This is a genomic window from Sulfurirhabdus autotrophica, from assembly GCF_004346685.1.
In the GTDB taxonomy this organism is placed as follows: Bacteria; Pseudomonadota; Gammaproteobacteria; order Burkholderiales; family SMCO01; genus Sulfurirhabdus; species Sulfurirhabdus autotrophica.
In genome coordinates this window covers 1-23,726 of record NZ_SMCO01000001.1, presented here as the reverse complement: position 1 = coordinate 23,726, position 23,726 = coordinate 1, and the positions used below count along the sequence as shown (strand labels likewise).

Below are 23,726 nucleotides of genomic sequence, written 5' to 3'. Positions count from 1 at the left end.
TGCTAATTTTTATCTAAATATTGAAGAAAACTCTGCAACTCAATGGGTAATGGCGCTTCGATTTGCAATTCATCGCCCGTTAAAGGGTGATTAATGGTCAATTTATACGCATGCAAAAACATACGCTTCAGCCCAAGCTTTTGAAGTGACTTGTTCAAAGCAAAATCACCATATTTGTCATCACCGGCAATCGGAAAATTCAAATGCGCAAGATGCACGCGAATTTGATGTGTGCGCCCTGTTTTTAGTTCCGCTTCCAGCAGTGAAAAATCCTTCCATGCCTGACGCAATCTGAATATAGTGTGGGATGGTTTACCATCGTCCTGCACACTGACACGCCTCTCTCCTGAGTCAGTCAGGTATTTGAACAGAGGTAATCGAACATTACGCTTTTCGTCTCGCCAATTGCCTTTTACCAAGGTCAAATAACGCTTATCCATCCCGCCTTCTCTTAAGACATCCTGCAGTTTGGTCAAAGCACTGCGTTTTTTGGCCAACATCAGCACACCAGATGTTTCACGATCCAGACGATGCACTAATTCAATAAACTTAAGCTCAGGTCTTTCCAGTCTTATCTGCTCAATGACCCCACGACTGATACCGCTTCCTCCGTGAACAGCCATGCCAGAAGGTTTATTAATGATCAGCAAGGCATCATCTTCGTATAACGTGGCATCATCAAGCACAGGTGTTACAACTCTTTGTTCAGACACAACTGGCCGCTGCGCAACGCGAATTGGCGGAATGCGGACCTTATCCCCTATCTGGAGTCGATAACTGGCGTCTATCCGACCACTGTTAACTCGCACTTCGCCACTACGCAAGATCCTGTAAATATGGCTTTTTGGCACTCCTTTCAATGACTTAATCAGAAAATTGTCAATTCTCTGCTGATCACCAGACTCATCAATCTCAAGCCATGTTACAGATTCTTTGCTTATCTCTTTCATTTTGCTTATACTAATTCTCCTGATTGTAGATATCTTGCCATAGAGGCGTTCCAATCAATCAGCAGTTCCTTGATCAAGAAATCAGGAACCCAAAATTTAATTTGAATTGAATGGTTAATTTCGCTCACCAAAATACAAAAGTAGCGATAATAAATGATTTGCGCGCTCAAAGCACTTGTTGATTTTTAAATCTTGCCACAACATTTTGACAAGAAGAAGCTGAGGCAAAACAAAAAACCGGCTTACAACCTCTGCCCTTTGAAATATTTCCTAGGGCCAGGTTCATAGAAAAAGAATGTTTTCGGTTAAGCTAATATGGCTTTTCTAAAACACATGCTTTTGCTTTGGAAATAGAAAGTATATTGCTGCCCAAACGCTATTAATTAAAAAGTAGTAAAAATTAGCAGCGCAATATATTACCACGCCATTCGCGTTGATCTACCCTGAAGCATAAGTCGAGTAATTGTTAGCTAAGGTTTCAAAAATAAGACAAACTGAAAGTTTAGTTATTCTATCAATATAAAATATTGGAATCAGTTAAAGGTTAATAAAACAGTAACCGAAACTAAAACCTATGAAACACATGCTTGATAACTAATACATTTATTTTTGTGCTCACTTTAAAACGTTAAGGTGAGACAGAACGGTTTGTCCTGCCCGGGTGATGAGCGCGGGAGAACAAAGTAATGAAAAGAATGCTGTTTAATGCAACCCAGGCTGAAGAATTACGGGTTGCCATTGTTGATGGTCAGAAACTGATCGATCTAGACATTGAATCAGCCGGTAAAGAACAACGAAAAAGCAATATCTACAAGGGTATTATTACCCGTATCGAACCTAGCCTGGAGGCAGCATTTGTCGACTATGGTGCGGATCGTCATGGATTCCTTCCATTTAAAGAGGTTGCTCGCAGTAATTTCCAATTGGCAGAAGGTGGGGATATTTCCCGCGCGCGCATTCAGGATGTGCTGCGAGAAGGACAAGAACTGATCGTTCAGGTAGACAAGGATGAGCGCGGCAACAAAGGCGCTGCTCTAACAACCTTTATCAGCCTTGCCGGACGTTACCTCGTATTAATGCCAAACAACCCACGTGGCGGTGGTGTTTCACGCCGCATCGAAGGTGAAGAACGCAATGAACTACGCGACATCATGGCTCAGTTGGATGTCCCGCAGGGAATGAGCATAATTGCACGCACTGCAGGTATTGGCCGTACTTTAGAAGAGTTGCAGTGGGATCTGAGTTATCTCATGCAACTTTGGCGCGCTATCGAAAATGCTTCAAAACTTCAAAGTGGCGCTTTCCTGATTTTCCAGGAAGGCAGCTTGGTGATCCGGGCTATTCGAGATTACTTCCAGCCTGATATTGGCGAAATTCTGATTGATACTGAAAGCATTTACGAACAAGCGATTCAGTTCATGAGCCATGTCATGCCTAACAACGTGAGCAAGGTCAAACTCTACAAAGATGACGTTCCTCTGTTTTCGCGTTTCCAGATTGAGCATCAGATCGAAACAGCTTTTTCGCGTGAAGTATCATTGCCATCAGGTGGCGCTATTGTTATTGACCATACTGAAGCACTGGTTTCAGTTGACGTCAATTCAGCGCGCTCAACTCGAGGGTCGGATATTGAGCAAACTGCCTTTAACACCAATCTGGAAGCCGCTGAAGAAACGGCAAGACAACTTAGATTACGTGACCTTGGTGGCTTGATCGTCATTGACTTCATCGACATGGAAAGTCAGCGCAATCAGCGTGAAGTAGAAAACCGCCTGCGCGAAGCGTTGCATTATGATCGTGCACGTGTACAAACCAGCAAAATTTCCCGATTTGGATTACTGGAGCTATCACGTCAGCGTCTGCAGCCATCGCTCGGCGAGTCCAGCCATATTCCTTGCCCGCGCTGTCATGGAACGGGGCATATTCGAGGCGCTGAATCTTCTGCATTGCACATTTTGCGTATACTGCAAGAAGAGGCAATGAAAGAGAATACTGCCGCCATCCATGCGCAAGTACCAGTGGATGTAGCCACCTTCTTGCTGAATGAAAAGCGCGCAGAAATACATGGTATTGAAGCACGTCTCAAGGTGAACGTAGTATTGATTCCAAATATTCATCTGGAAACACCTCATTACACGCTAGCCAGACTACGTCACGACGACGCACTTCTGAACGAAGGCCTGCAACCTAGTTACAAAATGGTTGAAATGCCAGCTGAAGAAGCCCTGGCTCAAACACCACCACAAGAAGCCAAGCCGGTTAGGCAACAAGCAGCGGTCAAAGGTATTCCAACTGGTCAACCAGCGCCTATGCGTGAAGAAGCCAAACCTGAAGCAGAACCTTCCATATTTGGTAAACTTTTTGGCTGGTTCAAAAAGCTTGGTGAAGAAAAAGCACCTGAGGTAGAAGAAACAGCCAAACCAAAGGCCCGCCAACCACAACGTACACCGCAACGCGATCAAAGACGCGAAGGTGCGCGTGATGGACGCGAACGTCGTCCGCGCCGAGATCAGGAACGCGGCGAGCAGCGTGCCGAACAAAAAAATGAGCCTCGTGCTGAGCAAAAAAATGAACCGCGTGCACCGCAGCCTGCCCGTGGTGAACCGCGCGGCACGCAATCCCCGCGCCCCCAACAGCAAAGAACGCGCCAGCCTGCCCAGCAAGCAAAGGCAGAAGCACCGTTGGCTGCAGAAGCTTTAACTTCTGCAGATACGACTGAACGTGAAGGCCAGGATACAGGTGAAACCCGTAGCAAACGCGGTCGTCGCGGTGGAAGACGTGAGCGTGGCCCACGCCAGCCTCGTGAAAATCAACCTGTGAACAATGCAGAAACTTCCATTGAAACGCCTGCCGAAGCAACGACAAGTATCGTTGAAGCAGCCGCTAGAGTTTCCAAGCCTGTAGAAAATGCTGCTGCTATTGCTGCCGCTGTTGAAGCCTTCAAGCCGGCGGAAAAGGTGGTGCCTGTAGCTGAGTCAAATCCAACTGAAGTGAAATCTAATGTTGCTAGTACTCCAGTGGCCGACATCCCAAATGAAACCATTGCCACTAAACCGGAACAACAACAAGCAGAAAGCACCGTAGCAGAGACCAAGCCTGAGATAAACACAGTAGCTGAAAAACCTGCAGAAGCGATTGTTACTAAGTCCCTTGAAGAGGTTGTTTCCAAACCTTCTGTCGTTATACAAACTCAGCCAAAACCTGTTTCTGGTAGCACATTACAACAGGTTGAAACTGCTTCAAAGGCAAAGCCCGAGTCTACAAATGAAAATGTTGCTACTGATGTAAAACCACGCCGTACCAGAACTGCACCTAGCGCACCCGTGCAGGCTCCTGCCGGCGGTTTAGTTCAAATTGAAACGAGTGGTAATAGCAACGTTGCGGCAACTCCGGCAGAGGGTTCTACGACTCCTGTACAGAGTGAAAAACCCAAACGGATTCGTATGGCACCAGTTACCGCGCCAGCTGAACCGTTAGTTCAAATTGAAACGCAAAAATAATACTTGTTTAATCTTGCTGTAAAAAACAAAAGCCACAGAATATAATGTTCTGTGGCTTTTTAATTTATTCACAAGCGTAAAACATAGGGTGTATTTGAAATACTATATACGATGGGCTACAATCTCTTCCAACAATCCTTTTGCCCCATCCTCAATCATATCCAGCACATTTTCAAATCCCTGCGAGCCACCATAATAAGGATCAGGCACTTCCTTGCAATGAAATTTTTGGCTGAACGCAAGAAATAATTTTAACTTATGGCTATGCTCTTGCGGACAAATACGTTGCAAATTCGCCAAATTATCTTCGTCCATTGCCAATATAAAATCAAATTCATTGAAATCTTCCAGGCACACCTTGCGACCACGAATCTTGCTCAGATCATACCCGCGGCGGGTAGCTGTCTGCTGGGCTCTTCTGTCAGGTGAATCTCCAACATGTGAGCTGATCGTTCCGGCAGAATCAATCAAAACACTATCTTTTAAACCTGCTGTTTCAACAACATGTCTGAATACACCCTCTGCAGTTGGCGAACGACAAATATTGCCCATACAGACGAATAAAACGTTTATTTTTTCCATATTTTTCAATTTGTTATTAAATCAATATACTTAAATAATTAGCATAAATGAAAACCAAATTGCAAAAATTCAGGACAACAAATTCGTACAATTCGAAATAGAGTAGGCTTTGATTTTAACATGTTTAAAAATACTCCAACATGGACAAGAAATAAGCTCTCTACTATACCAATTCAATTTTTGATCGTTTAACCAGAAGAGTTCTGCGTTTATATGACATTACTAATAAGCTGATCTGCATGCAATACCTGTTACTTAACAACATGCACGCTACATCAGAACGCATACTCACTTCATACTCAATGACTTCCTCATAGCCACCAAATGTGTGACTTTGGGAAGCCCGCTTCCAAGATGAAAGGCACGTACCTTTTCAATAACATCACGATCTGCAACAGTAAACCTTTCATGCTGACGTAAATGTTCTAGCCATGATTCGACCATAAAACATTCAACCATGCGGTCTTTATATTCAATATCCTTAAACAGATCCCACATGAAAGCGCCATCACGTCGTCGAATCCTGCGCATTTGATTCATGAACTTTATGAATCCTCTAACTTTTTCTGGATCAATTTGATATTCCACTGTGACCATTACTGGCCCCCTATCGCATTCAATACCATCAGCCAACATCAATGTTGGCCAGCTCATTGAAGGTGATAAATCGGCTACATCATGTTGTCCTATTTGGAAACGCCAAGTTGCAGCAATGCTAAAAACAGCTCCGATAGCTGCCGCTGTAAGTGCGTCAGGTATACCCACCAATGTGGCAACCTGCCCCCACAGTGCGCTACCCATAGCCATGCCACCCATGAATACGACCCAGAACAGAGCCAAACCTCGCGCCCTCACCCAACTCGGCAGGGCTGTCTGGGCAGAAGTCATTAGCGACGACACCACACTTATCCATGCAACACCTATTATCACCATTGCCGCCCCGGCTGTATAAACGTTTACGCTATGGGCAAGCGCCAGCATGGCAATGGTGTATAGCCCGGTAGCGCCAGCCACAATCTTGTCTCGTGATATGCGGGCATGAATATGAGGTAGCACCAAGGCGCCGGCGATAGCACCAACACCTAATGAAGCCAGAAACAACCCATAGGTGCCTGGGCCACTATTCAGCTCTTGCCGAACGATCAGTGGTAACAATGCCCAAGAGGCACTTGCGAAAATAAAAAAGCCCGCTCCCCTTATGAGCACCGCTTGCAAATCTGGAGAATGACGTGCATATCGCAAACCGGAGCGAATCGCTCCTATGACTCGCTCGGCAGGCAAATCGCTTAAATTCGGCGGTCGCTGCCATTTCTTCAAAGCTGCAATGACGGCAAGAAATGAAATGGCATTCAGGATAAAGACCATACCGGGTCCAGCAGTGGCAACAATCAAACCAGCAAGCGCCGGGCCTACAGATCTGGATACATTCATTCCGATTGTGTTCAACCCAATGGCTGCATGAAGTTCGGAACGTTCCACTAATTCAGGCGTCATTGCGCCCCATGCCGGCATCATCATTGCGGTGCCTATACCAAGCGCAAATGTAAAGATCAGCAAAATAGGGGCAGTTGTCACGCCCCAGAGAGTAAGTGCACCTAACGTTCCAGCAATGACCATCATCCAGACCTGCGATGTAATCAAGTAGCGCCTTCGATCAACGATATCAGCAAGGGCTCCTGATGGCAGTGCCAGCAAGAACACAGGAGCAGTTGTGGCCGCTTGCACCAACGCCACCATCAAGGGGCTTGATGCCAGTGAGGTCATGAGCCAGCCTGCACCAACCTCATGCATCCAGGAACCAATATTGGAGACAATCGAAGCGATCCACAACATACGAAATACGCTGTGATTGAGTGGCGCCCAGGGTCCTGACAAAATACTATTTCTAGTGGGAACATTCATGGGTGTTCAGGCAGAGGGATAGTCAATTGTAAAAATATTGCTCAAAGGCAATGAAAATATACACTCTTGATATTTTAAATTGATACTCTCCAATGTGAGGGATTTTGAGCTTTAACAGTTCATTGCTTAAACAAAGTTTTGAATGCTTGTGGTTGCGAGCGCCAATATTGTTTTGGCGCGATCACTTGGGCCCCCAACTTTGCAGCAGCATGCCAAGGCCACCGAGGGTCATATAGCATACCTCTGGCCAGGGCCACCATGTCTGCCTGCCCTGTCGCAATGATTGTTTCAGCCTGTTCCGGCTCGGTGATTAGCCCCACGGCAATCGTCGTCAAACCGGTTTCTTGCCGGATTTTTTCAGCGAATCGAACCTGATATCCGGGTTCAATTGAGATCTGTTGTAAAGGCGACAACCCGCCACTCGAAACATCAACAAACGTACACCCCCGGCGTTGCAGTTCCTTGACGAAAACAACGCTTTGTTCGATGTCCCATCCTCCTTCAACCCAGTCCGTGGCTGAAATTCGAATTCCCACTGGACTTTCTTCCGGAACAACACTGCGAATAGCCTCAAAAACTTCCAGCGGGAAGCGCATCCGGTTCTCCAACGATCCACCGAACTGGTCATTACGGACATTCGACAATGGAGACAGTAATTGGTGTAACAAATAGCCATGTGCCGCATGCAATTCGATAACATCTACACCCAGTCGATGCGCACGTTGCGCTGCAGAAACGAAATCTTGACAGATTCGCTGTAAATCAGTGGCATCTAAAGCATGAGGATGGGGGTCGCCTGAAGCGTAGGGCAAGATTGATGGAGAAACAGTTTGCCAACCTCCGTTCCCCTTTGCGATCGACTGACCGCCCTCCCACGGCACTTTGGTGGAGGCCTTTCGTCCAGCGTGTGCTAATTGGATCGCGATAGGCATAGATGAGTACTGACGGACAGCTTGGATGACACGGGCAAGCGCCATTTCCGTCAAGTCGGACCATAAACCAAGGTCACCAGCAGAAATACGGCCTTCCGGCGCAATTGCAGTAGCCTCGATGAACAGCAGACCTGCGCCAGACATAGCTAAATGACCGAGATGTATTAGATGCCAGTCGGTTGCCTGCCCATTCTCAGCAGAGTATTGGCACATGGGTGAAATAACTATTCGGTTATCTAACACAAGATTGCCCAAGGTAATCGGAGAAAACAATTTACTTATCATAATTATCTTCCATTGATAGTCTTATAGTTAGGTTATTCCTGCTCAAGTCTTGCTTATGAAGGATGATTTTCAACACTCTAAACATCCATCTTCACGTCAGTTAACCTAAAAAAATCAGCTGCTTCACCCACCCTTTTAGCAAGCATTTAGAAAAAATGGACTCAGTTTCCACTAGTTTGCCTCACTGAAATCATTCTCAATTTTATCTGATGTATTAGTGACTTGATTATGGTCAGTTGCGAGTATCATGTATACGCCAGGTACGACAAACAAGGTAAATAATGTACCGATGGACAAACCGCTGGCAATAACTAAACCCATGTTAAAGCGACTTACCGCTCCGGCCCCGCTAGCCATAATTAGCGGAACAACACCCAACACCATTGCAGCGGTTGTCATCAAAATTGGACGCAAGCGCAAACCTGCCGCTTTTTCAATTGCTTCGCGTTTACTTGCACCCATTTTTTGCAAATTATTGGCAAACTCCACAATTAAGATTCCATGCTTGGAAACCAGTCCTATCAGCGTGACCAAACCGACTTCAGTGTAAATATTAAGTGTGGCATGACCTATCCCCAGATTAATAAATATCAGGGCACCAGCAATCGACATTGGAACGGATACCAGGATAATGATCGGATCTCGAAAGCTTTCGAACTGAGCTGCCAGTGCAAGAAAAATAATCACGATAGCAAAGAAAAAGGTGAGTACCAGACTTCCTGATTCTTGCGTGAACTGACGTGAAGCCCCTGCGTAATCAAAACTATATCCGGCTGGCAAGGTATCCTGAGCCAGGGTCTTGAGTCGTTGCAATGCTTGCCCTTGGGAAATGGTTGGCATTGCCACACCCTGTATGGTTGCCATATTTTGCTGCTGAAAATGATTAATCGTTTCAGGTTGAGTACTGGTTTCCAGATGCGCTACCGAAGACAACGGCACCATTTGTCCGCTTGCAGTACGCAGGTAATACTGATTAAGCTGGTCTGCATTAAGCCTGAAACGCTGCGCAACTTGCGGAATTACTTTGTAGGAGCGACCACTGAGCTCAAAATAGTTTACGTAACCGCCGCCTAACATAGCTGATAATGCTGAGCCAATGTCTTGCATGTTCAAGCCAATTTGCGCTGCCAGATTGCGATCTATCACAACAGAAGTCTGGGGCAAGTCGATACGTAAATCTGACTGGATAAATATGAATTCTCCAGTTTGCTGCGCATCTTGCAAGAATTTCTGCGACACCTCATAAAGCCTGGAAAAAGGTTCAGTAGTCGTAATCACAAACTGTATTGGCAATCCGCGCGCACCAGGTAATGGTGGAGGCTGAAAAATCGCGTTCTGTGAACCTGCAATTTTGCCAAGATCCTTTTGCAATTCAGGTTGTAACTGATTTGAGGTTCTAGTACGTTCATTCCACGGCTTAAGCACCATTCCGGAAATCGCTTGGGTCGGCATATTTAACTGAAATATATGATCCGTTTCAGGGAATTTCTTGAACGTATCATGGATCTGATTTCCATAACTTTCACGTTGCTTAAGTGTGGCATCTGGAGCGTTAAAAGAAGCCGAAATCAAAACGCCCTGATCTTCTTGAGGTGCCAGTTCTGTCATTGAAGTAGTATATAGAAAATAGATACCGCCCAGCACCAATAAAGCGAATACGGCAATTACTGATACATAATTTAGCACACCATGTAATCTTTTCTCGTACTGCACATGCAATCGTTCAAATTTCTTATCCAGCCAGATTACCAGATGATCTTGCCAATTGCCGCCTTCAAGTTTGGGTGCGCGCAACATACGCGAACACATCATGGGTGAAAGCGTCAATGCAATAATTGCAGACATAGTCACAGCGCCAACCAATGTAAATGCAAACTCTGTAAACAACGCCCCAGTAAGACCACTCATGAACCCAATAGGCACATAAACTGCTATCAGCACGATAGTCATCGCGATAATCGGACTAGATAGTTCACGTGCAGCTTTAACAGCAGAATCGAATGGTGAAAGCCCTGCTTCCAAATGACGGCTGACATTTTCCACAACAATAATGGCATCATCCACCACCAAACCAATAGCAAGCACCAACGCCAGTAACGTAAGCAGATTAATGGAGTAACCTAGTGCGAGCATAATCGTGAAAGTCCCAATTAGGGATAGTGGAATTGCAATAACGGGTATCAGCACCGAACGCAGAGAACCCAGAAAAACAAAAACAACCACCGTCACGATAAGAATAGCTTCTACTAAGGTTTTAACCACTTCATCTATTGATGAATTTACGAATTTGGTTGAGTCATAAACAATATTGCTATTTAAACCTTGTGGTAATTGCGATTCAACTTCCGGCATGGCCTTACGAACACGGGCAACCACATCCAGCAAGTTTGCCCCCGGCGCAACCTGAATACCCACATAAACGGCTTTCCTGCCATCAAAAGCTACACTCGAGTCATAATCATCAGCACCTAAAGTCACATTTGCCACATCGGACAAACGCACAATTGAATTATCCTTTTGCTTGATGATCATTTGTTTGAATGATTCAACGGAATGCAGAGCAGTTGAGGCATTCAGATTAATCTGTACCATCTGCCCTTTGGATTGCCCACTGGAAGACAAGTAATTATTCGCTGCTAACGCAGTATAAACATCTGCTGCGGTAAGACTAACTGCAGCCAATTTTTGTGGATCAAGCCAAGCACGCAGGGCAAAGTTTTTTGCGCCTAATAGCTCTGCAGTCTGCACACCATCAATCGCCTGCAATTTTGGTTGCACAGAACGAACAAGATAATCGGTCACCTGATTAGGTTTAAGTACATCGCTATAAAAACCGATATACATAGCGTCAATAGTCTGACCAATACTCACAGAGAGTGTCGGTTTTTGCGCCTGTGGAGGCATCTGATTAAGTACAGCGTTAATCTTTGTATTTATTTCAGTTAACGCTTTGTCATGATCATAATTTAAACGCAAATTTGCAGTGATGGTGCTCACCCCTTGAACACTGCTGGAAGTCATGTAATCAATACCATTAGCCTGAGATACAGCGTTTTCCAAAGGCGTAGTAATAAAACTTGCCACCAGATTAGCATCAGCGCCAGGATAAGCAGTGGTAGCGGTCACTACTGCGTTTTGGGTATACGGAAATTGCAGTACGGGCAGAAGGCCTATGGACCGTAAACCAAGCACCAATATGACCAAACTGATAACCGATGCAAGCACCGGGCGTTCAACAAAGATATCAGTGAATTTTCGCATCATGGCGCCAGCAGCATTGCTCATTCGTCTTTTACCTCTGGATTGGGGTTATTTGCTGGTTGCACACTGTTATTAATAAATACAGGCGCGCCATTACGTAACTTTAACTGACCGGCAGTTACCACCACTTCTCCAGCTTTTATTCCAGTAAGAATTGCCACCTGATCACCACGCGTTAAGCCCGTTGTTACAAATCGTTGTTCAACAGATAGCTTAGGTTTGTTGTCAGCGTCTTTTCCTTTATCTTTAACGATAAACACTGTGCTGCCATAAGGGTTGTAAGCAATTGCAGAATTAGGCAATGTAATATATTCCCGTTTGCCGCCTTCATCTACTTTTGCGGTTGCAAATAATCCTGGGAGCAATTCCCCCTTTGGGTTAGGAATTTTTGCGCGAACTTTAAGATTACGAGTAGCGGTATCTACTTGAGGCTCTATTGCTGAAATGTGGCCTACAAACGTTTTACCTGGCAAAGCGCTGGTATTGATTGTGATCTTATTGCCTACATGGATCAGATCAATTTGTGCTTGGGGCACAGTGAAATCCAAATACATAGGGTCCAGCTTTTGCAGGTTAACAATGGGTGCACCTGCTGAAAGAAATTGACCTAAATCTATCTGCCGTATGCCTAAACGACCTGCAAAAGGCGCTCGTATGAATTTCTGCTCAAGCATAGCCTCCTGTGTTGCAATCTGCGCTTGCGCGCCTTTTAGCATAGCGATATCTGAATCAACTGTAGCTTGACTAACAGCTTGAATTTTTAGCTGTGCCAAATCGCGTTCATAATTTTGTCGAGCAAGCGTAACTGCAGCTTTGAGTTGCTCAAGCTGTGCCTTAAGTGGCGCTGCATTTAGCTCCACCAACAGCTGACCAGTCTTGACCATTTCCCCTGATTCAAAATGGATTCCAGTTACCAGGCCACCTATCTCGGCGGCTAGATTAGTGCCACTTGCTGACCGCATATTACCAACCGCTTCAACATTAGGCTGCCATGCGGAAATTTCTGCGACTATTGTTGACACCGCTTGCGGTGGCATGCCTTTCCCTTTGATTGCTTGTTGTATCATTTTGTTGCGGAACTGCTGAAAACCATAAATACCGCCAAATACCAATGCAGTAAGAAGCAACATAATGGTCATGCGCTTGGTCGTTCCCTTAGTCATAAAAATACTCCGTGCATCAAGTGTGATTCAAAAGTTGTGGTTGTTTTAAACAACTGCGTTTAATTAACTGCAGTGTCGGCGGATTTTGGTATATCGACAGGTTTGGCATGGCTATCACCTGCTACCCAGCCACCACCCATAGCTTGGTAAAGAGCCGCTGTATCTGTCAAACGTTGAATCTGAGCCGCAATCAAATTTATACGTGTTTGCTGCGTTTGCTGTTGCGCGCTGAGTAGCTGCAGATAGCTCAAACCACCTAGTTGATATTGTTGTTGAATGAGGTTGAGTGCAGATTGTGCCGCTTCATTGGCAGCAACTTGAGCTTGCATAGTTTGAGCATCGTTATCCAGCGTTCTTAGCACATCAGCCACATTCCGCAAAGCTTGCAATACCGTCTGACGATAATTTGCCGCAGCCGCATCGAAACCGGCCTCAGCCGACTTAACTCCAGCTTTAAGTCCTGCATTAAATAATGGTTGCGCAATCTGACCAGCCAATCCCCATACTAATGATCCGGCACCAAAAAGGCTGGAAGCCGTCAACGCCTGCGAACCCAAGTTTGCAGTCAAGTTGATTTGAGGATAACCATTCGATATTGCCACCCCATATTGTGCACTTGCTACATGCAGCAACGCTTCTGATGCCTGAATATCCGGGCGTTGACGTACCAGTTCAGATGGAACAACTACTGGCAATTCTGTCGGAAGACTGAAATCCTCCAAATGGAATTGCGGTATTTCAGTTGCGCCAGGTGCCTGACCAGCTAACACAGCAAGTAAATGATTAGTCTGCTCCAGCTTATTGCGCAGGGTAGGAATACCAGCTCGTGTCTGTTCGACCTGCGTCTGCAAAGAAAGCTCATCACTACGTGAAACAGCACCCAATTTGACACGCTTCCGGGTAATGTCCAGCTGGCTCTGCTGAGCAGCCAATATTGCGTTGCTGGCAAGGATTTGGGCAGCATATTGCGCTTGCATCATTGCAGCTGTGACAACATTTGCAGCAAGTGTCAACCGTGCGCCTTCAAGTTGGTAATGCTGATAATCAATTTGTGCCGCATAGCTTTCAAGTGCGCGCTTATTACCACCGAAAAGGTCAAGATTGTAGCTAACCGCTACCCCAGCGTTGTATAGCTCAAAAACCCGATCACCACCCGCAAGACCCATACCTGAATTATTGGTACCCTGTCGCTGAGCGCCTAACTTGGCATTCACTTGCGGATACTGGCTGGAACCAGATTGCGCAGCATAGGTTTGTTGTGCCTGAAGCAATGTCGCTTGCGCCGCGGCTAACGAAGGGCTGGCATGTAATGCCTGATCAACAAATGCATTGAGCTTGGAAGAGCCAAAATTTTGCCACCATGTTTCCGGCACTTTCTTGCCAATTGCAAAATTTTGCATTTCACCCATACGCGCACCAGGTGCAGAAACGGTATGTTCTGGCAGCTTTTTCACATTGTAACCATTATCAGCCGGCGGTTCGGGTTGAATGAAATCCGGCCCTACACTAGCGCAGCCAAACAGCATGGTGGTAGGCACCAACAACGCCAAGATGTTTAATCTAGGTAGCCATTTTGTATTGTCAGAATAAAGAGTCATATGCGTGATTTCATTTCTGATGCTTGGATTTGAGAATGCCATTTGTAGTAACCGTATTTTCACTATCTGGCTTTGAAAAGCCTTTGAAATTTGTTATTGAATCAAGCAGTTTATTCTGCATGGATTCCATATTATTTTTCTCTGCAGCACTAAAGCCTTCCCATATTGCATGATAAACCGCCCATTGTTTGGGCATGATGGATTCAACCAGTTCAATCCCTGCATCAGTCAAGGTCAAAACAATCTTACGTCTGTCAGCTTCGTGCTCTCTTCTGCTTACCCAGCCCTTTTTAACCATTTCATCGGCAAATCGAGTGATATTAGTGCGCGAAGATACAACGACATGGCTCAAATCGCTGGGGTATATAGATCGATTCGGGCTGGAGTACAGCATGATGAGTGCAACCCAGATAGTGTCGTTAATACCATAAGGTTGCAGGTTCTCATTTATTAAGGCATTCAGTTTCTGAAATATAAGAAACTGCATACGAGACAGCATCACTTCTTGACGAGGCTGACCTGATATTTGCCTATCAATCGCATCTAAACGTTCTTCAAACGCATTTAGGCATTCTTTAACCATATATTGAACAAATAAAATGATAACTAGAGAAATAGTAACGTACGTTACTATTTACCGTCAACATAATTTACTTCGCAATCAAATTTTTGGATGTGTGGTGTTTACTTGCTAATTCAACTGACAAAATGAATTAGCATGATTCGATCTTCAAAAAATAATCAGATGGAACAAATTTTCAGGTGTATAACGAGTGAATAGATACCAGTGCTAGGTATCCATCAAAAGGCGAAGACAGAAATATTATCAGCCAGTACCTGATGGTTTGCTACATCAGATGGCACACGCATGCTTTTAACGGTGGGATATTGCCTGAAGCAACCAAAGAAAAGCTTGATTTAGTAACCGGAAATAGTAGACCACTGAAATACTAGCAATCAGATTGTTTTTAACTTTCAGATTGATCCAGTAATTTTTCCAGCATATCAACCGAAAGTGGATGACTAATATGAAACCCTTGGGCATAGTCGCAGCCTAGCTTGTTAAGAATATCAAGCGTCCCCTTATTTTCCACGCCTTCAGCCACAATACTAAATCCCAGGTTATGTGCAAGATCAATCGTTGAAAGCACGATTGCTGTATCGCTCTCATCTTCAGCCATATTCATAACAAATGATTTATCCACTTTCATGCTATGTATAGGCAATTTTTTTAGATAAGCAAGAGAGGAGTACCCTGTGCCAAAATCGTCTATTGCAACCGAAATACCCAGTTCCCGTAGCTGCTGCAATACAATTGCACCGTGCTCAATATCAGACATGAGAATATTTTCAGTGATCTCAATTTCAATATGCCCTGCCGGCAAACAGGTTTCACCTGCACTTAACAACTCTTCCAGCCTAGCAACAAGCTTCCGATCCTGAAAAGAACGAGCCGAAACATTGATTGCAATGCGAAGATCATGTCCAGCGAATTGCCATTTCTTACATTGCCTTAACGCAGTGACAATGACCCAGTCCGTCAATGGATGAATCAGTCCACTGCGCTCAGCAAAAGGAATAAATTGATCTGGCAAGAGCAACCCCAGTTCAGGGTGTTGCCAGCGAATCAGTGCCTCTACTCCGATAATCTTACCTGTCCGGATATTGATCTGCGGCTGGTAATAAAGTACAAGTTCATCACGTTCAAGGGCATGTCTCAGATCAGAATTAAGTTGAAGTCTTTCCTGAGTATGAGGGTCTGTCTTGGGATCATAAAACAAATAGCCGATATCTTTATGCTTGGCACTGTACATTGCAACATCTGCGCGGCTCATCAAGGCGCTTGCATCCTCCCCATTATCAGGAAAGAGAGAAATACCAATCCCGGCCCCTAAATACAATTCGTTATTTTGATACCAGAACGGTTCTATGAAACTATCAAGAATGGTCTGCACGACCTTTTGCGCCGATTCCTGCCCATTTCTCACTTCTGGCAGCAGCACGGCAAACTCATCGCCACCCAAGCGCGCCAGCGTATCGCTTTCCCGTAATAAAGACGTCAGACGTTTACCCACCTGGCGCAAAATTTCATCTCCTGCAGGATGGCCTAAAGTGTCATTTATCTCTTTAAAATGATCCAGATCCAGCAATATCAGCGCTACCTGCATGTTGCCATCTCGCTGAGCTGTAGCTATCGATCGATTTAATCGGTCATTTAGCAAAGAGCGATTAGGCAAGCCGGTAAGACTATCTGTGGTGGCTAAAATATGAAGCCGTTCTATGGTTTTCTTGGATTCAGTGGTATCGTCCATCAGACCATCAATTCTGGTCACATTGCCATCTGCATCCACAAATGGACTGAAAACACGACGAAACCAGCGCGGGTCTCCACCCGGTTCTTGCACCCGGCTTTCCACCTCAACCCGTGTTCCACTCAGTGCCTCTTCCCAAGCCATCAAGACCGTTTCACGATCTTCAGGATGGGTCCAGCCCATGCAGGGAATAGGCAATTCAATATCCAGCTTACAAATTTTAATTGTTGTTGGACTTACGTAAAGTGGCAGGTTATTTTTCACATCCACTGACCACAGCACCTGCGGTGTATTTGCAAGAAGATTGGTCACTTGTGACTGCAAATCTTCAACTTTCTTTTTTTCTTCTTGCACCAGAGCCATTGCTGCGCCCCAGTATCCTTCCATCATTAGCCCCATGTCCCGGAACAGAAGCTTGATAAGCACACTTTCAAGAAGGCTATGGTCATCGCTCTCTATTTTTGGATTGGAAGCCAAGACCTGACGCAGATGCTCAAGGTAAAGCTGGTAGGCGCCCATCATCCATACCGGTTCAATTTTATAACGATAATGGACATGACCGATATGCAATAGCCTATCAGCCGACTCTGCTCCAATATCACCACTTAACAGATCTTTGAAATGCTTTGACTGCTTGGTTGCAAGTTTAAAAAGTAGTCCCCCTCCTGCCTGATAATCGGACAGTACTTCTGCAGTGGCTGGAAATTCACGTAAATACTTGTAAAAAGTCTCAACAAATGAATCTGCGCTTTCCTCCAATACTGGGCGGTATTGCGCCAGCAATTTGAGTTCTGCATCAACAATTTGCAAAAACGAGTTGAATGCTTCATTCATTTTAAGCTGCTTTCCAGCCGTATTGATTCCCGCATGAGAAAAAGGCGATTGATCTGTTCCTATCATTATGTTTTACTGTGTAAAATTTTCAAGAAAAATAACTTTACATCGTAAGCTATTAGCCCCATAAAGACAAGGGTTAAAATTAACCCATATAGAGGTAAGATAAGGAGTAATTTTTTTGAAGCAGTCTATTTTCCAGTTGTCACTATCCGGGATCCTGCTTCTTTATTCATGCTCGGGCACGCCAAACAAAAGTTGCTTCAAATCTTTCAGTTGGTCGCGAAGGTGAGCGGCACGTTCGAACTCCAGATTTTTTGCACACTGTTGCATTTCTTTTTCAAGTCGTTTCAATTCTTTGGTCAATTGCTTTTCAGACAAACGCTCATAGCCGGCACGTTCCTGCGCGACTTTCAATTCTCTTTGCGCGGTTTCAATATCGTAAACCCCATCAATCATATCCTTGATTCGCTTGACCACCCCTTTAGGCGTGATGCCATGTTCGATATTGTGCGCAATTTGTTTGTTTCGCCTACGTTCTGTTTCATCGATAGCAAAACGCATGGATTTAGTAATCTTGTCTGCATATAAAATTGCAGTCCCATTAAGATGGCGTGCAGCCCGGCCAATCGTTTGAATAAGTGCGCGCTCGGATCGTAAAAAACCTTCTTTATCAGCATCCAGAATGGCCACTAACGACACTTCGGGAATATCCAGCCCTTCCCTTAACAGGTTAATACCGATGAGCGCGTCGAATACACCCAGACGTAAATCACGAATAATTTCCACCCGTTCCACTGTATCAATATCAGAATGCAAATAACGCGTCTTGACGCCATGATCTGACAGGTAGTCGGCCAAATCCTCAGACATACGTTTAGTCAGGGTAGTCACAAGTACTCGTTCGCCCTTCTCTACCCTCAAATTAATTTCTGACAATAAATCATCAACCTGCGTAGTAGCAGGACGAACATCAATAACCGGGTCAACCAGACCTGTTGGACGTACAACCTGCTCCACTATCTGTCCCGCATGCTCCGCCTCATAAGTAGCGGGTGTCGCAGAAACAAAGACGGCCTGACGCATCACTTTCTCAAACTCATCAAATCGCAACGGACGATTATCCAATGCGCTTGGCAGTCGAAAACCATAATCCACCAGATTTTCTTTCCTTGCCCGGTCACCTTTATACATGCCACCAATCTGGGGAATTGTGACATGGCTCTCATCGATAAACATCAATGCGTTTGGAGGCAAATAATCGATCAATGTTGGAGGGGGATCCCCTGGATTGCGACCAGAAATATGTCGGGAGTAATTTTCAATCCCCTTACAAAATCCGGTTTCATGCAGCATTTCCAAATCAAAACGGGTCCGCTGCTCAATACGCTGAGCTTCCACAAGTTTCATATTTTTTTGAAAAAATGAAATACGCTCTCGCAATTCCACTTTAATTTTTTCAATAGCACGTAATACAGTACTGCGCGGTGTGACATAATGGCTGGAAGGGTAAACTGTGTAACGTGAGATTTTTTTCAGAATATGCCCAGTCAGCGGGTCGAACAAAGAAATACTTTCTACTTCGTCGTCAAACAAACTCACTCGTACAGCCGTTTCAGCGCTTTCCGCCGGATATATATCGAGCACATCCCCACGCACCCGGAAAATCCCACGAGAAAACTCAATATCGTTACGATCGTATTGCATTTCAGTGAGTCGTTTGATTGCATCGCGCTGAGGCAGCTTATCGCCTTGATTCAGGTGCAGAATCATGCCATGATAATCCACAGGATTACCAATACCGTAAATCGCTGACACTGTCGCCACGATCACGCTATCATTACGCTCCAGCAAAGCTTTAGTTGCCGAAAGACGCATCTGCTCAATATGTTCATTTATAGCCGAATCTTTTTCGATGAACATGTCACGCGAAGGCACATAAGCCTCTGGTTGATAATAATCATAGTAAGAGACAAAATATTCCACCGAATTTTCAGGGAAAAATTCGCGCATTTCGGAATACAATTGAGCAGCCAGCGTTTTATTGGGAGCCATGACAATAGCCGGACGCCCCAGCCGAGCAATCACGTTTGCGACTGTATAAGTCTTGCCTGAGCCCGTCACACCAAGCAGCGTCTGAAAAGCCAGACCATCATTTATTCCTTCAACCAGTTGCGCAATCGCGTTCGTTTGATCGCCCGCGGGCAAAAAAGGTTGATGAAGTTTATAAGGACTATTGGGAAAAGTAACAATCACAGGTAAAATCACACCTCTTTAACAACTTTAAATTATACCATGCAGCCAAACGCTGCTAATGGGGAATCATAAGGACAGGATTTTGGAACTCTCTCAGCGTGTTCAGGCAATCAAACCCTCCCCCACTCTGGCCGTAACGGCAAGAGCCGCCAAGCTTAAGGCTGAAGGTAAAGACATTATAGGGCTTGGTGCCGGCGAACCCGATTTTGATACGCCCCAGCATATCAAAGATGCTGCAATAGACGCGATCAATCGTGGATTCACCAAATATACAGCAGTTTCAGGCACGCCCTCACTCAAACAGGCCATTATTACCAAATTCAAGCGTGATAACGGCCTGGAATATACTGCAAAACAAGTACTGGTTTCATGTGGAGGCAAACAAAGCTTCTTCAATCTGGTTCAAGCCGTCATTAATTCAGGCGACGAAGTTATCATTCCCGCCCCCTATTGGGTTTCCTATCCGGATATTGTCATTTTGGCCGATGGCAAGCCGGTGATCATTGAAGCGGGTATTGAGCAAAAATTTAAAATAACACCCCAGCAGCTACAAACGGCAATCACGCCCAAAACCAAACTGGTAGTATTAAACAGCCCAAGCAACCCAAGCGGCGCGGTATATACAATTGATGAATTAACAGCACTGGGCGACATACTGCGCAGCCACCCGCACGTACTCATTGCAACAGATGATATGTACGAGCATATTCGCCTGTCCGACGAACCTTTCGTCAACATTCTGAATGCCTGCCCGGATTTATATCCACGCACCATGGTATTAAATGGTGTCTCCAAAGCCTACGCAATGACAGGCTGGCGAATCGGCTATGCAGCTGGGCCGGAAAACATCATCACCGCCATGGAAAACGTGCAATCACAAAGCACTTCAAACCCAACCTCCATCTCCCAAGTTGCAGCAGAAGCGGCACTGAACGGCGACCAGTCTTGCATAACACCGATGTTAGAAGCATTTAAGGAACGTCACCTGTTTGTCGTGGAGGCATTAAACAGCATTCCAGGTGTAAATTGCCTGCCTAGTGGTGGCGCATTTTACGCATTCCCTGATGTGCGCAAGGCAATAGAAAAATTGCATGCCCGAAATGCCATCCCGGAAAAAACAGATGTAGCACTAGGCGAATATCTGTTAGAGCATGCAGGCGTAGCCGTAGTGCCCGGATCAGCATTTGGAAGTGAAGGTTATATCCGCCTGTCTTTTGCCACTTCGATGGAAAATCTGAAAGCTGCATTGGAACGCCTGCACAAAACACTCGATTAAAGAATTTAAACAACTCTTCTTTAATCCCGGCCTTTATTTGAAGGTCGGGGCTTTTTCCAATACGAAAAATTTGGATAAAGCTCACTCTATCAAATCATGCACTCCATTTCTTTTCCTGATTAGCAAGAAAGCTCAGCTACATTGATAGTTCTTACCCATTTTGGAATTTCTGAAAATCCAGAAAACTCAGTTTTAACCGCAGAGGCGCTGAGGCGCGGAGAAATACAATGCTTTGTGAAAGTAAACCGCCTCCCCTGCAATAAAACATCACATATTTATTATGTTATGGCACATCAGCTCAGCGCCTCTGCGTCTCTGCGGTTAATGCACACAGTTGCATAAACAACTTTGTAAACACGCCAACGTGTTGTTAATAATGAACTGCAAACCTATCCTCGTTATTTGGCTGAGAATGATTGATAATCAGGTTACTTTTTGACTTACCCAAACCCAAAAATAATTTAAAGATCACAAATTCCGGAACAAAAAAGCACAATATAAAGCAACCGGTTAAATCATTTCATATAAAATATCGTATATTTCTTGCTCTTTTTTGTTGACCAGCAACCCTCAAACCGTTAATATACGCACCTTCACTGTTCCCTGATAGCTCAGTTGGTAGAGCGACGGACTGTTAATCCGCAGGTCCCTGGTTCGAGTCCAGGTCGGGGAGCCACAGATATAAAGCCTTGCAGAAATGCAGGGCTTTTTTCATTTCTAGTGATCCGTATAAACTACTCAATATCTCGATATAGAGCACTGAGCCATATACAATCACTAACAAAGGAGACATCCCATGAGTACTTTACCTCAATGCCCTAAATGCAACTCGGCATACACCTACGAAGACGGTCTCATGTTCGTTTGCCCGGAATGTGCCCACGAGTGGCCAAAGGTGATAGCGGAGGGCTCTAATGACTTGAATATAGTCCGCGATGCCAATGGGAATGAACTCAAGAGCGGCGACACCGTGGTGGTGATCAAGGATCTGAAGGTCAAAGGATCGACCTTGGTAGTCAAAGTTGGAACGAAGGTAAAGAACATCCGCCTGGTGGAAGGAGATCACGACATCGACTGCAAGATCGACGGAATTGGCGCGATGCAGCTGAAATCCGAATTCGTGAAGAAGGCGTAGAGTTACGCGTTACATCAGGAAGCCAGAATACTCTTTAAGCAACATGGCCATCTTTCGGGGTGGCTTTTTGCTTTTTGAAGATCTCGACATAAAAAAATGCCTTTATTTATTATAATATATGTTCAATGTCAAGTTGCTCCTCTAAATAAAATTTAAAAAATATAACATCAATAAAAACCACTACAAAAAAGTACGACAGCCTTGGATACGACACTCAAAGTAACTCTTCCAAGCTACCTGCGTAAAAGAGCCTAAAAATAAAAAAGCACTTGCATATCAGTTCATTACGCAAGCATAATTGGCGCCATAAATATAATTATTAGCCATGTAGCATCCCCCTACACAATCGCATATGGAGTGACCACATGTCCCAACCAATTTTCGTTGCCTTAATTGCAGGTGCGTGTACTATCATCAGTGCGATATTAACCGCCCTAATCACAAAATACGGTCTACCTTTCTGGCGTAACTCCAAAGTAATACGTACAAAAGGTACCGCAAGCGAGATTTTTGCAATTCTCCCAGACGGAAGCATTGCTAAGGATGAAAGTGGGTACGGTTACGACATTTCCAAAGCAACAATAAATTTAGGTAAAAACAAAATAAGACTTTCTGCAATTCTCAATGCGACTATGACTACTGGAGAAGTTATCATATCTGATGCAGAACTTACCGGTGACGGCGTATTTATGAATGGGGTCGCTTACATAACCTATCATGTGCATGATATTCGAAATGCTCAAGAGTGGTATGGGTTGCTACTTCTCCGAGTTCCTGGGCTAGGTGACATTTCTGGATATTGGATAGCTGAAGATCACATCAAGGCAGGTCATATTGCTATGGGTTCTATTTGTTTGACGCGGATATAACATTTGACCAACTCTTTCATAAGAACTTCCCTGTCCCCCCTGAAATTTTCAGCTTTTCTTAAGCACTACTTCCGCAGCTTTCCAGAACCCGCTACCGTAACACCACCTTTAAGTGAGATACCCTAAAACCAAGCTCAACAGTCATCCCTTGGCTAGATTTATGCTTGCCACTGCAGAAATTTTTTTACGCGATATCAGCCTTGCTTTAGTCGATTTGTTATTCCAATCTCATCTTGCTTAGAAAAAAAGTATGGATACAAGCTTTTTTCACCTGGAGGTGGTTGAAGTGAGCCGCCAAATTTCCCAATTTGCTTACCCATATGATCTAGATCCAAACAAAGCAATACCGACATCTCATCTTTTTTTCTCCATGTACATAACTTTTCTTTACTACAACGTCTAAACTCCAGCATTTTTTCGTAATAATGTGAGCTAGGTTTAACTTCGATTACAAAGTCAGTGCAACCATGAATATACCGAGCGTATATGAAAGCAATATGAGCAAATGAAGCCATTATTCTTTTGTTATTGAAAGTCCCCTTTGTTGCAAAATTCGTGATCTCAACTAATTTTCTACCATTGACACGAAGTTGATCTACGTCTGATTTATGTGTTGCGTCTACATCCAAACCAAGTGGAGTATCGAAACATAAAGTAATAGTTCCAGTAATATTATCCTTATGTTCAACCATTAAAATTATACGGTTTGATTTTCCTTTAAAATTAGTGTCGGTTGTTGAATATCCAGGCCAAGAAAATTTATTTTCTATTAAGCTAGGGTCTTAGGAAGTTAAAGCGGGTTTAGTCTCAACAATTTGAGTAGTCCAAGGTAAAGATTATCACGACGATGATTAAAGCGATATTCAGTTTC

At 44.6% G+C, this 23,726-nt stretch carries 15 protein-coding genes, 1 tRNA gene and 1 pseudogene; 5 read left to right on the top strand and 12 right to left on the bottom strand.

Going from position 1 to position 23,726, the window contains the following annotated elements:
• Window positions 1-2: 2 nt before the first annotated feature.
• Window positions 3-950, bottom strand: coding sequence for an RluA family pseudouridine synthase (locus tag EDC63_RS00085; protein WP_124947964.1), 948 nt, complete (start codon window positions 948-950; stop codon window positions 3-5).
• A 686-nt stretch (window positions 951-1,636) separates the two neighbouring features.
• Between EDC63_RS00085 and EDC63_RS00080 the strand changes: the two genes are divergently transcribed.
• Window positions 1,637-4,450: an Rne/Rng family ribonuclease gene (locus EDC63_RS00080; RefSeq protein ID WP_124947965.1), complete on the top strand. Its 2,814-nt coding sequence runs from the start codon at window positions 1,637-1,639 to the stop codon at window positions 4,448-4,450.
• 102 nt (window positions 4,451-4,552) lie between these two features.
• Here the strand turns inward: EDC63_RS00080 and EDC63_RS00075 are convergent, their stop codons facing one another.
• The 9 genes from EDC63_RS00075 to uvrB form a co-directional block, all read right to left on the bottom strand.
• The gene (locus tag EDC63_RS00075) at window positions 4,553-5,032 is read right to left on the bottom strand and encodes a low molecular weight protein-tyrosine-phosphatase (protein ID WP_124947966.1); all 480 of its coding nucleotides are present in this window, start codon (window positions 5,030-5,032) and stop codon (window positions 4,553-4,555) included.
• A 288-nt stretch (window positions 5,033-5,320) separates the two neighbouring features.
• Window positions 5,321-6,934 (bottom strand): MFS transporter, encoded by a 1,614-nt coding sequence (locus EDC63_RS00070; protein ID WP_124947967.1) that lies wholly within the window; start codon window positions 6,932-6,934, stop codon window positions 5,321-5,323.
• A gap of 119 nt (window positions 6,935-7,053) precedes the next feature.
• Window positions 7,054-8,151, bottom strand: a complete 1,098-nt coding sequence (locus EDC63_RS00065) for an NADH:flavin oxidoreductase/NADH oxidase (RefSeq protein WP_223248461.1) — start codon at window positions 8,149-8,151, stop codon at window positions 7,054-7,056.
• A 171-nt stretch (window positions 8,152-8,322) separates the two neighbouring features.
• The gene (locus EDC63_RS00060; RefSeq protein WP_223248462.1) at window positions 8,323-11,436 is read right to left on the bottom strand and encodes an efflux RND transporter permease subunit; all 3,114 of its coding nucleotides are present in this window, start codon (window positions 11,434-11,436) and stop codon (window positions 8,323-8,325) included.
• On the bottom strand, window positions 11,433-12,575 hold the full coding sequence (locus EDC63_RS00055; protein ID WP_124947968.1) for an efflux RND transporter periplasmic adaptor subunit: 1,143 nt from the start codon (window positions 12,573-12,575) through the stop codon (window positions 11,433-11,435). Before EDC63_RS00055 ends, EDC63_RS00060 begins: the two co-directional genes overlap by 4 nt.
• 59 nt (window positions 12,576-12,634) lie before the next feature.
• Window positions 12,635-14,125, bottom strand: a complete 1,491-nt coding sequence (locus EDC63_RS00050) for an efflux transporter outer membrane subunit (protein ID WP_223272261.1) — start codon at window positions 14,123-14,125, stop codon at window positions 12,635-12,637.
• Window positions 14,126-14,183: 58 nt separating this feature from the next.
• Window positions 14,184-14,756, bottom strand: a complete 573-nt coding sequence (locus EDC63_RS00045; protein WP_124947969.1) for a MarR family transcriptional regulator — start codon at window positions 14,754-14,756, stop codon at window positions 14,184-14,186.
• Window positions 14,757-15,141: 385 nt separating this feature from the next.
• The gene (locus EDC63_RS00040) at window positions 15,142-17,385 is read right to left on the bottom strand and encodes a putative bifunctional diguanylate cyclase/phosphodiesterase (protein ID WP_223248463.1); all 2,244 of its coding nucleotides are present in this window, start codon (window positions 17,383-17,385) and stop codon (window positions 15,142-15,144) included.
• Between the two features lie 162 nt (window positions 17,386-17,547).
• Window positions 17,548-19,575: an excinuclease ABC subunit UvrB gene (gene uvrB / locus EDC63_RS00035; RefSeq protein WP_124947970.1), complete on the bottom strand. Its 2,028-nt coding sequence runs from the start codon at window positions 19,573-19,575 to the stop codon at window positions 17,548-17,550.
• A gap of 82 nt (window positions 19,576-19,657) precedes the next feature.
• Between uvrB and EDC63_RS00030 the strand changes: the two genes are divergently transcribed.
• From EDC63_RS00030 to EDC63_RS00015, 4 genes are all read left to right on the top strand, one after another.
• Complete coding sequence (locus tag EDC63_RS00030) at window positions 19,658-20,851, top strand: pyridoxal phosphate-dependent aminotransferase (RefSeq protein ID WP_132920852.1); 1,194 nt, start codon at window positions 19,658-19,660, stop codon at window positions 20,849-20,851.
• A 600-nt stretch (window positions 20,852-21,451) separates the two neighbouring features.
• Window positions 21,452-21,527: transfer RNA gene (locus EDC63_RS00025), tRNA-Asn, on the top strand.
• Window positions 21,528-21,647: 120 nt separating this feature from the next.
• Window positions 21,648-21,986, top strand: coding sequence for a zinc ribbon domain-containing protein YjdM (locus EDC63_RS00020; protein WP_124947971.1), 339 nt, complete (start codon window positions 21,648-21,650; stop codon window positions 21,984-21,986).
• Between the two features lie 365 nt (window positions 21,987-22,351).
• Window positions 22,352-22,855 (top strand): hypothetical protein, encoded by a 504-nt coding sequence (locus EDC63_RS00015; RefSeq protein ID WP_124947972.1) that lies wholly within the window; start codon window positions 22,352-22,354, stop codon window positions 22,853-22,855.
• 194 nt (window positions 22,856-23,049) lie between these two features.
• Here EDC63_RS00015 and EDC63_RS00010 read toward each other — a convergent pair whose 3' ends face one another.
• Together EDC63_RS00010 and EDC63_RS00005 are read right to left on the bottom strand one after the other, a co-directional pair.
• Window positions 23,050-23,625 (bottom strand): N-acyl amino acid synthase FeeM domain-containing protein, encoded by a 576-nt coding sequence (locus EDC63_RS00010; RefSeq protein ID WP_399166205.1) that lies wholly within the window; start codon window positions 23,623-23,625, stop codon window positions 23,050-23,052.
• A 20-nt stretch (window positions 23,626-23,645) separates the two neighbouring features.
• Window positions 23,646-23,726, bottom strand: a pseudogene (locus tag EDC63_RS00005) (IS1595 family transposase); the annotation flags it as partial.

Excerpts from the sequence above, each read along its gene's own strand:
- EDC63_RS00085 (WP_124947964.1), bottom strand. The coding sequence starts at position 950 with ATGAAAGAGATAAGCAAAGAATCTGTAACATGGCTTGAGATTGATGAG.
- EDC63_RS00080 (WP_124947965.1), top strand. The coding sequence starts at position 1,637 with ATGAAAAGAATGCTGTTTAATGCAACCCAGGCTGAAGAATTACGGGTT.
- EDC63_RS00075 (WP_124947966.1), bottom strand. The coding sequence starts at position 5,032 with ATGGAAAAAATAAACGTTTTATTCGTCTGTATGGGCAATATTTGTCGT.
- EDC63_RS00070 (WP_124947967.1), bottom strand. The coding sequence starts at position 6,934 with ATGAATGTTCCCACTAGAAATAGTATTTTGTCAGGACCCTGGGCGCCA.
- EDC63_RS00065 (WP_223248461.1), bottom strand. The coding sequence starts at position 8,151 with ATGATAAGTAAATTGTTTTCTCCGATTACCTTGGGCAATCTTGTGTTA.
- EDC63_RS00060 (WP_223248462.1), bottom strand. The coding sequence starts at position 11,436 with ATGAGCAATGCTGCTGGCGCCATGATGCGAAAATTCACTGATATCTTT.
- EDC63_RS00055 (WP_124947968.1), bottom strand. The coding sequence starts at position 12,575 with ATGACTAAGGGAACGACCAAGCGCATGACCATTATGTTGCTTCTTACT.
- EDC63_RS00045 (WP_124947969.1), bottom strand. The coding sequence starts at position 14,756 with ATGGTTAAAGAATGCCTAAATGCGTTTGAAGAACGTTTAGATGCGATT.
- EDC63_RS00040 (WP_223248463.1), bottom strand. The coding sequence starts at position 17,385 with ATGATAGGAACAGATCAATCGCCTTTTTCTCATGCGGGAATCAATACG.
- EDC63_RS00020 (WP_124947971.1), top strand. The coding sequence starts at position 21,648 with ATGAGTACTTTACCTCAATGCCCTAAATGCAACTCGGCATACACCTAC.
- EDC63_RS00015 (WP_124947972.1), top strand. The coding sequence starts at position 22,352 with ATGTCCCAACCAATTTTCGTTGCCTTAATTGCAGGTGCGTGTACTATC.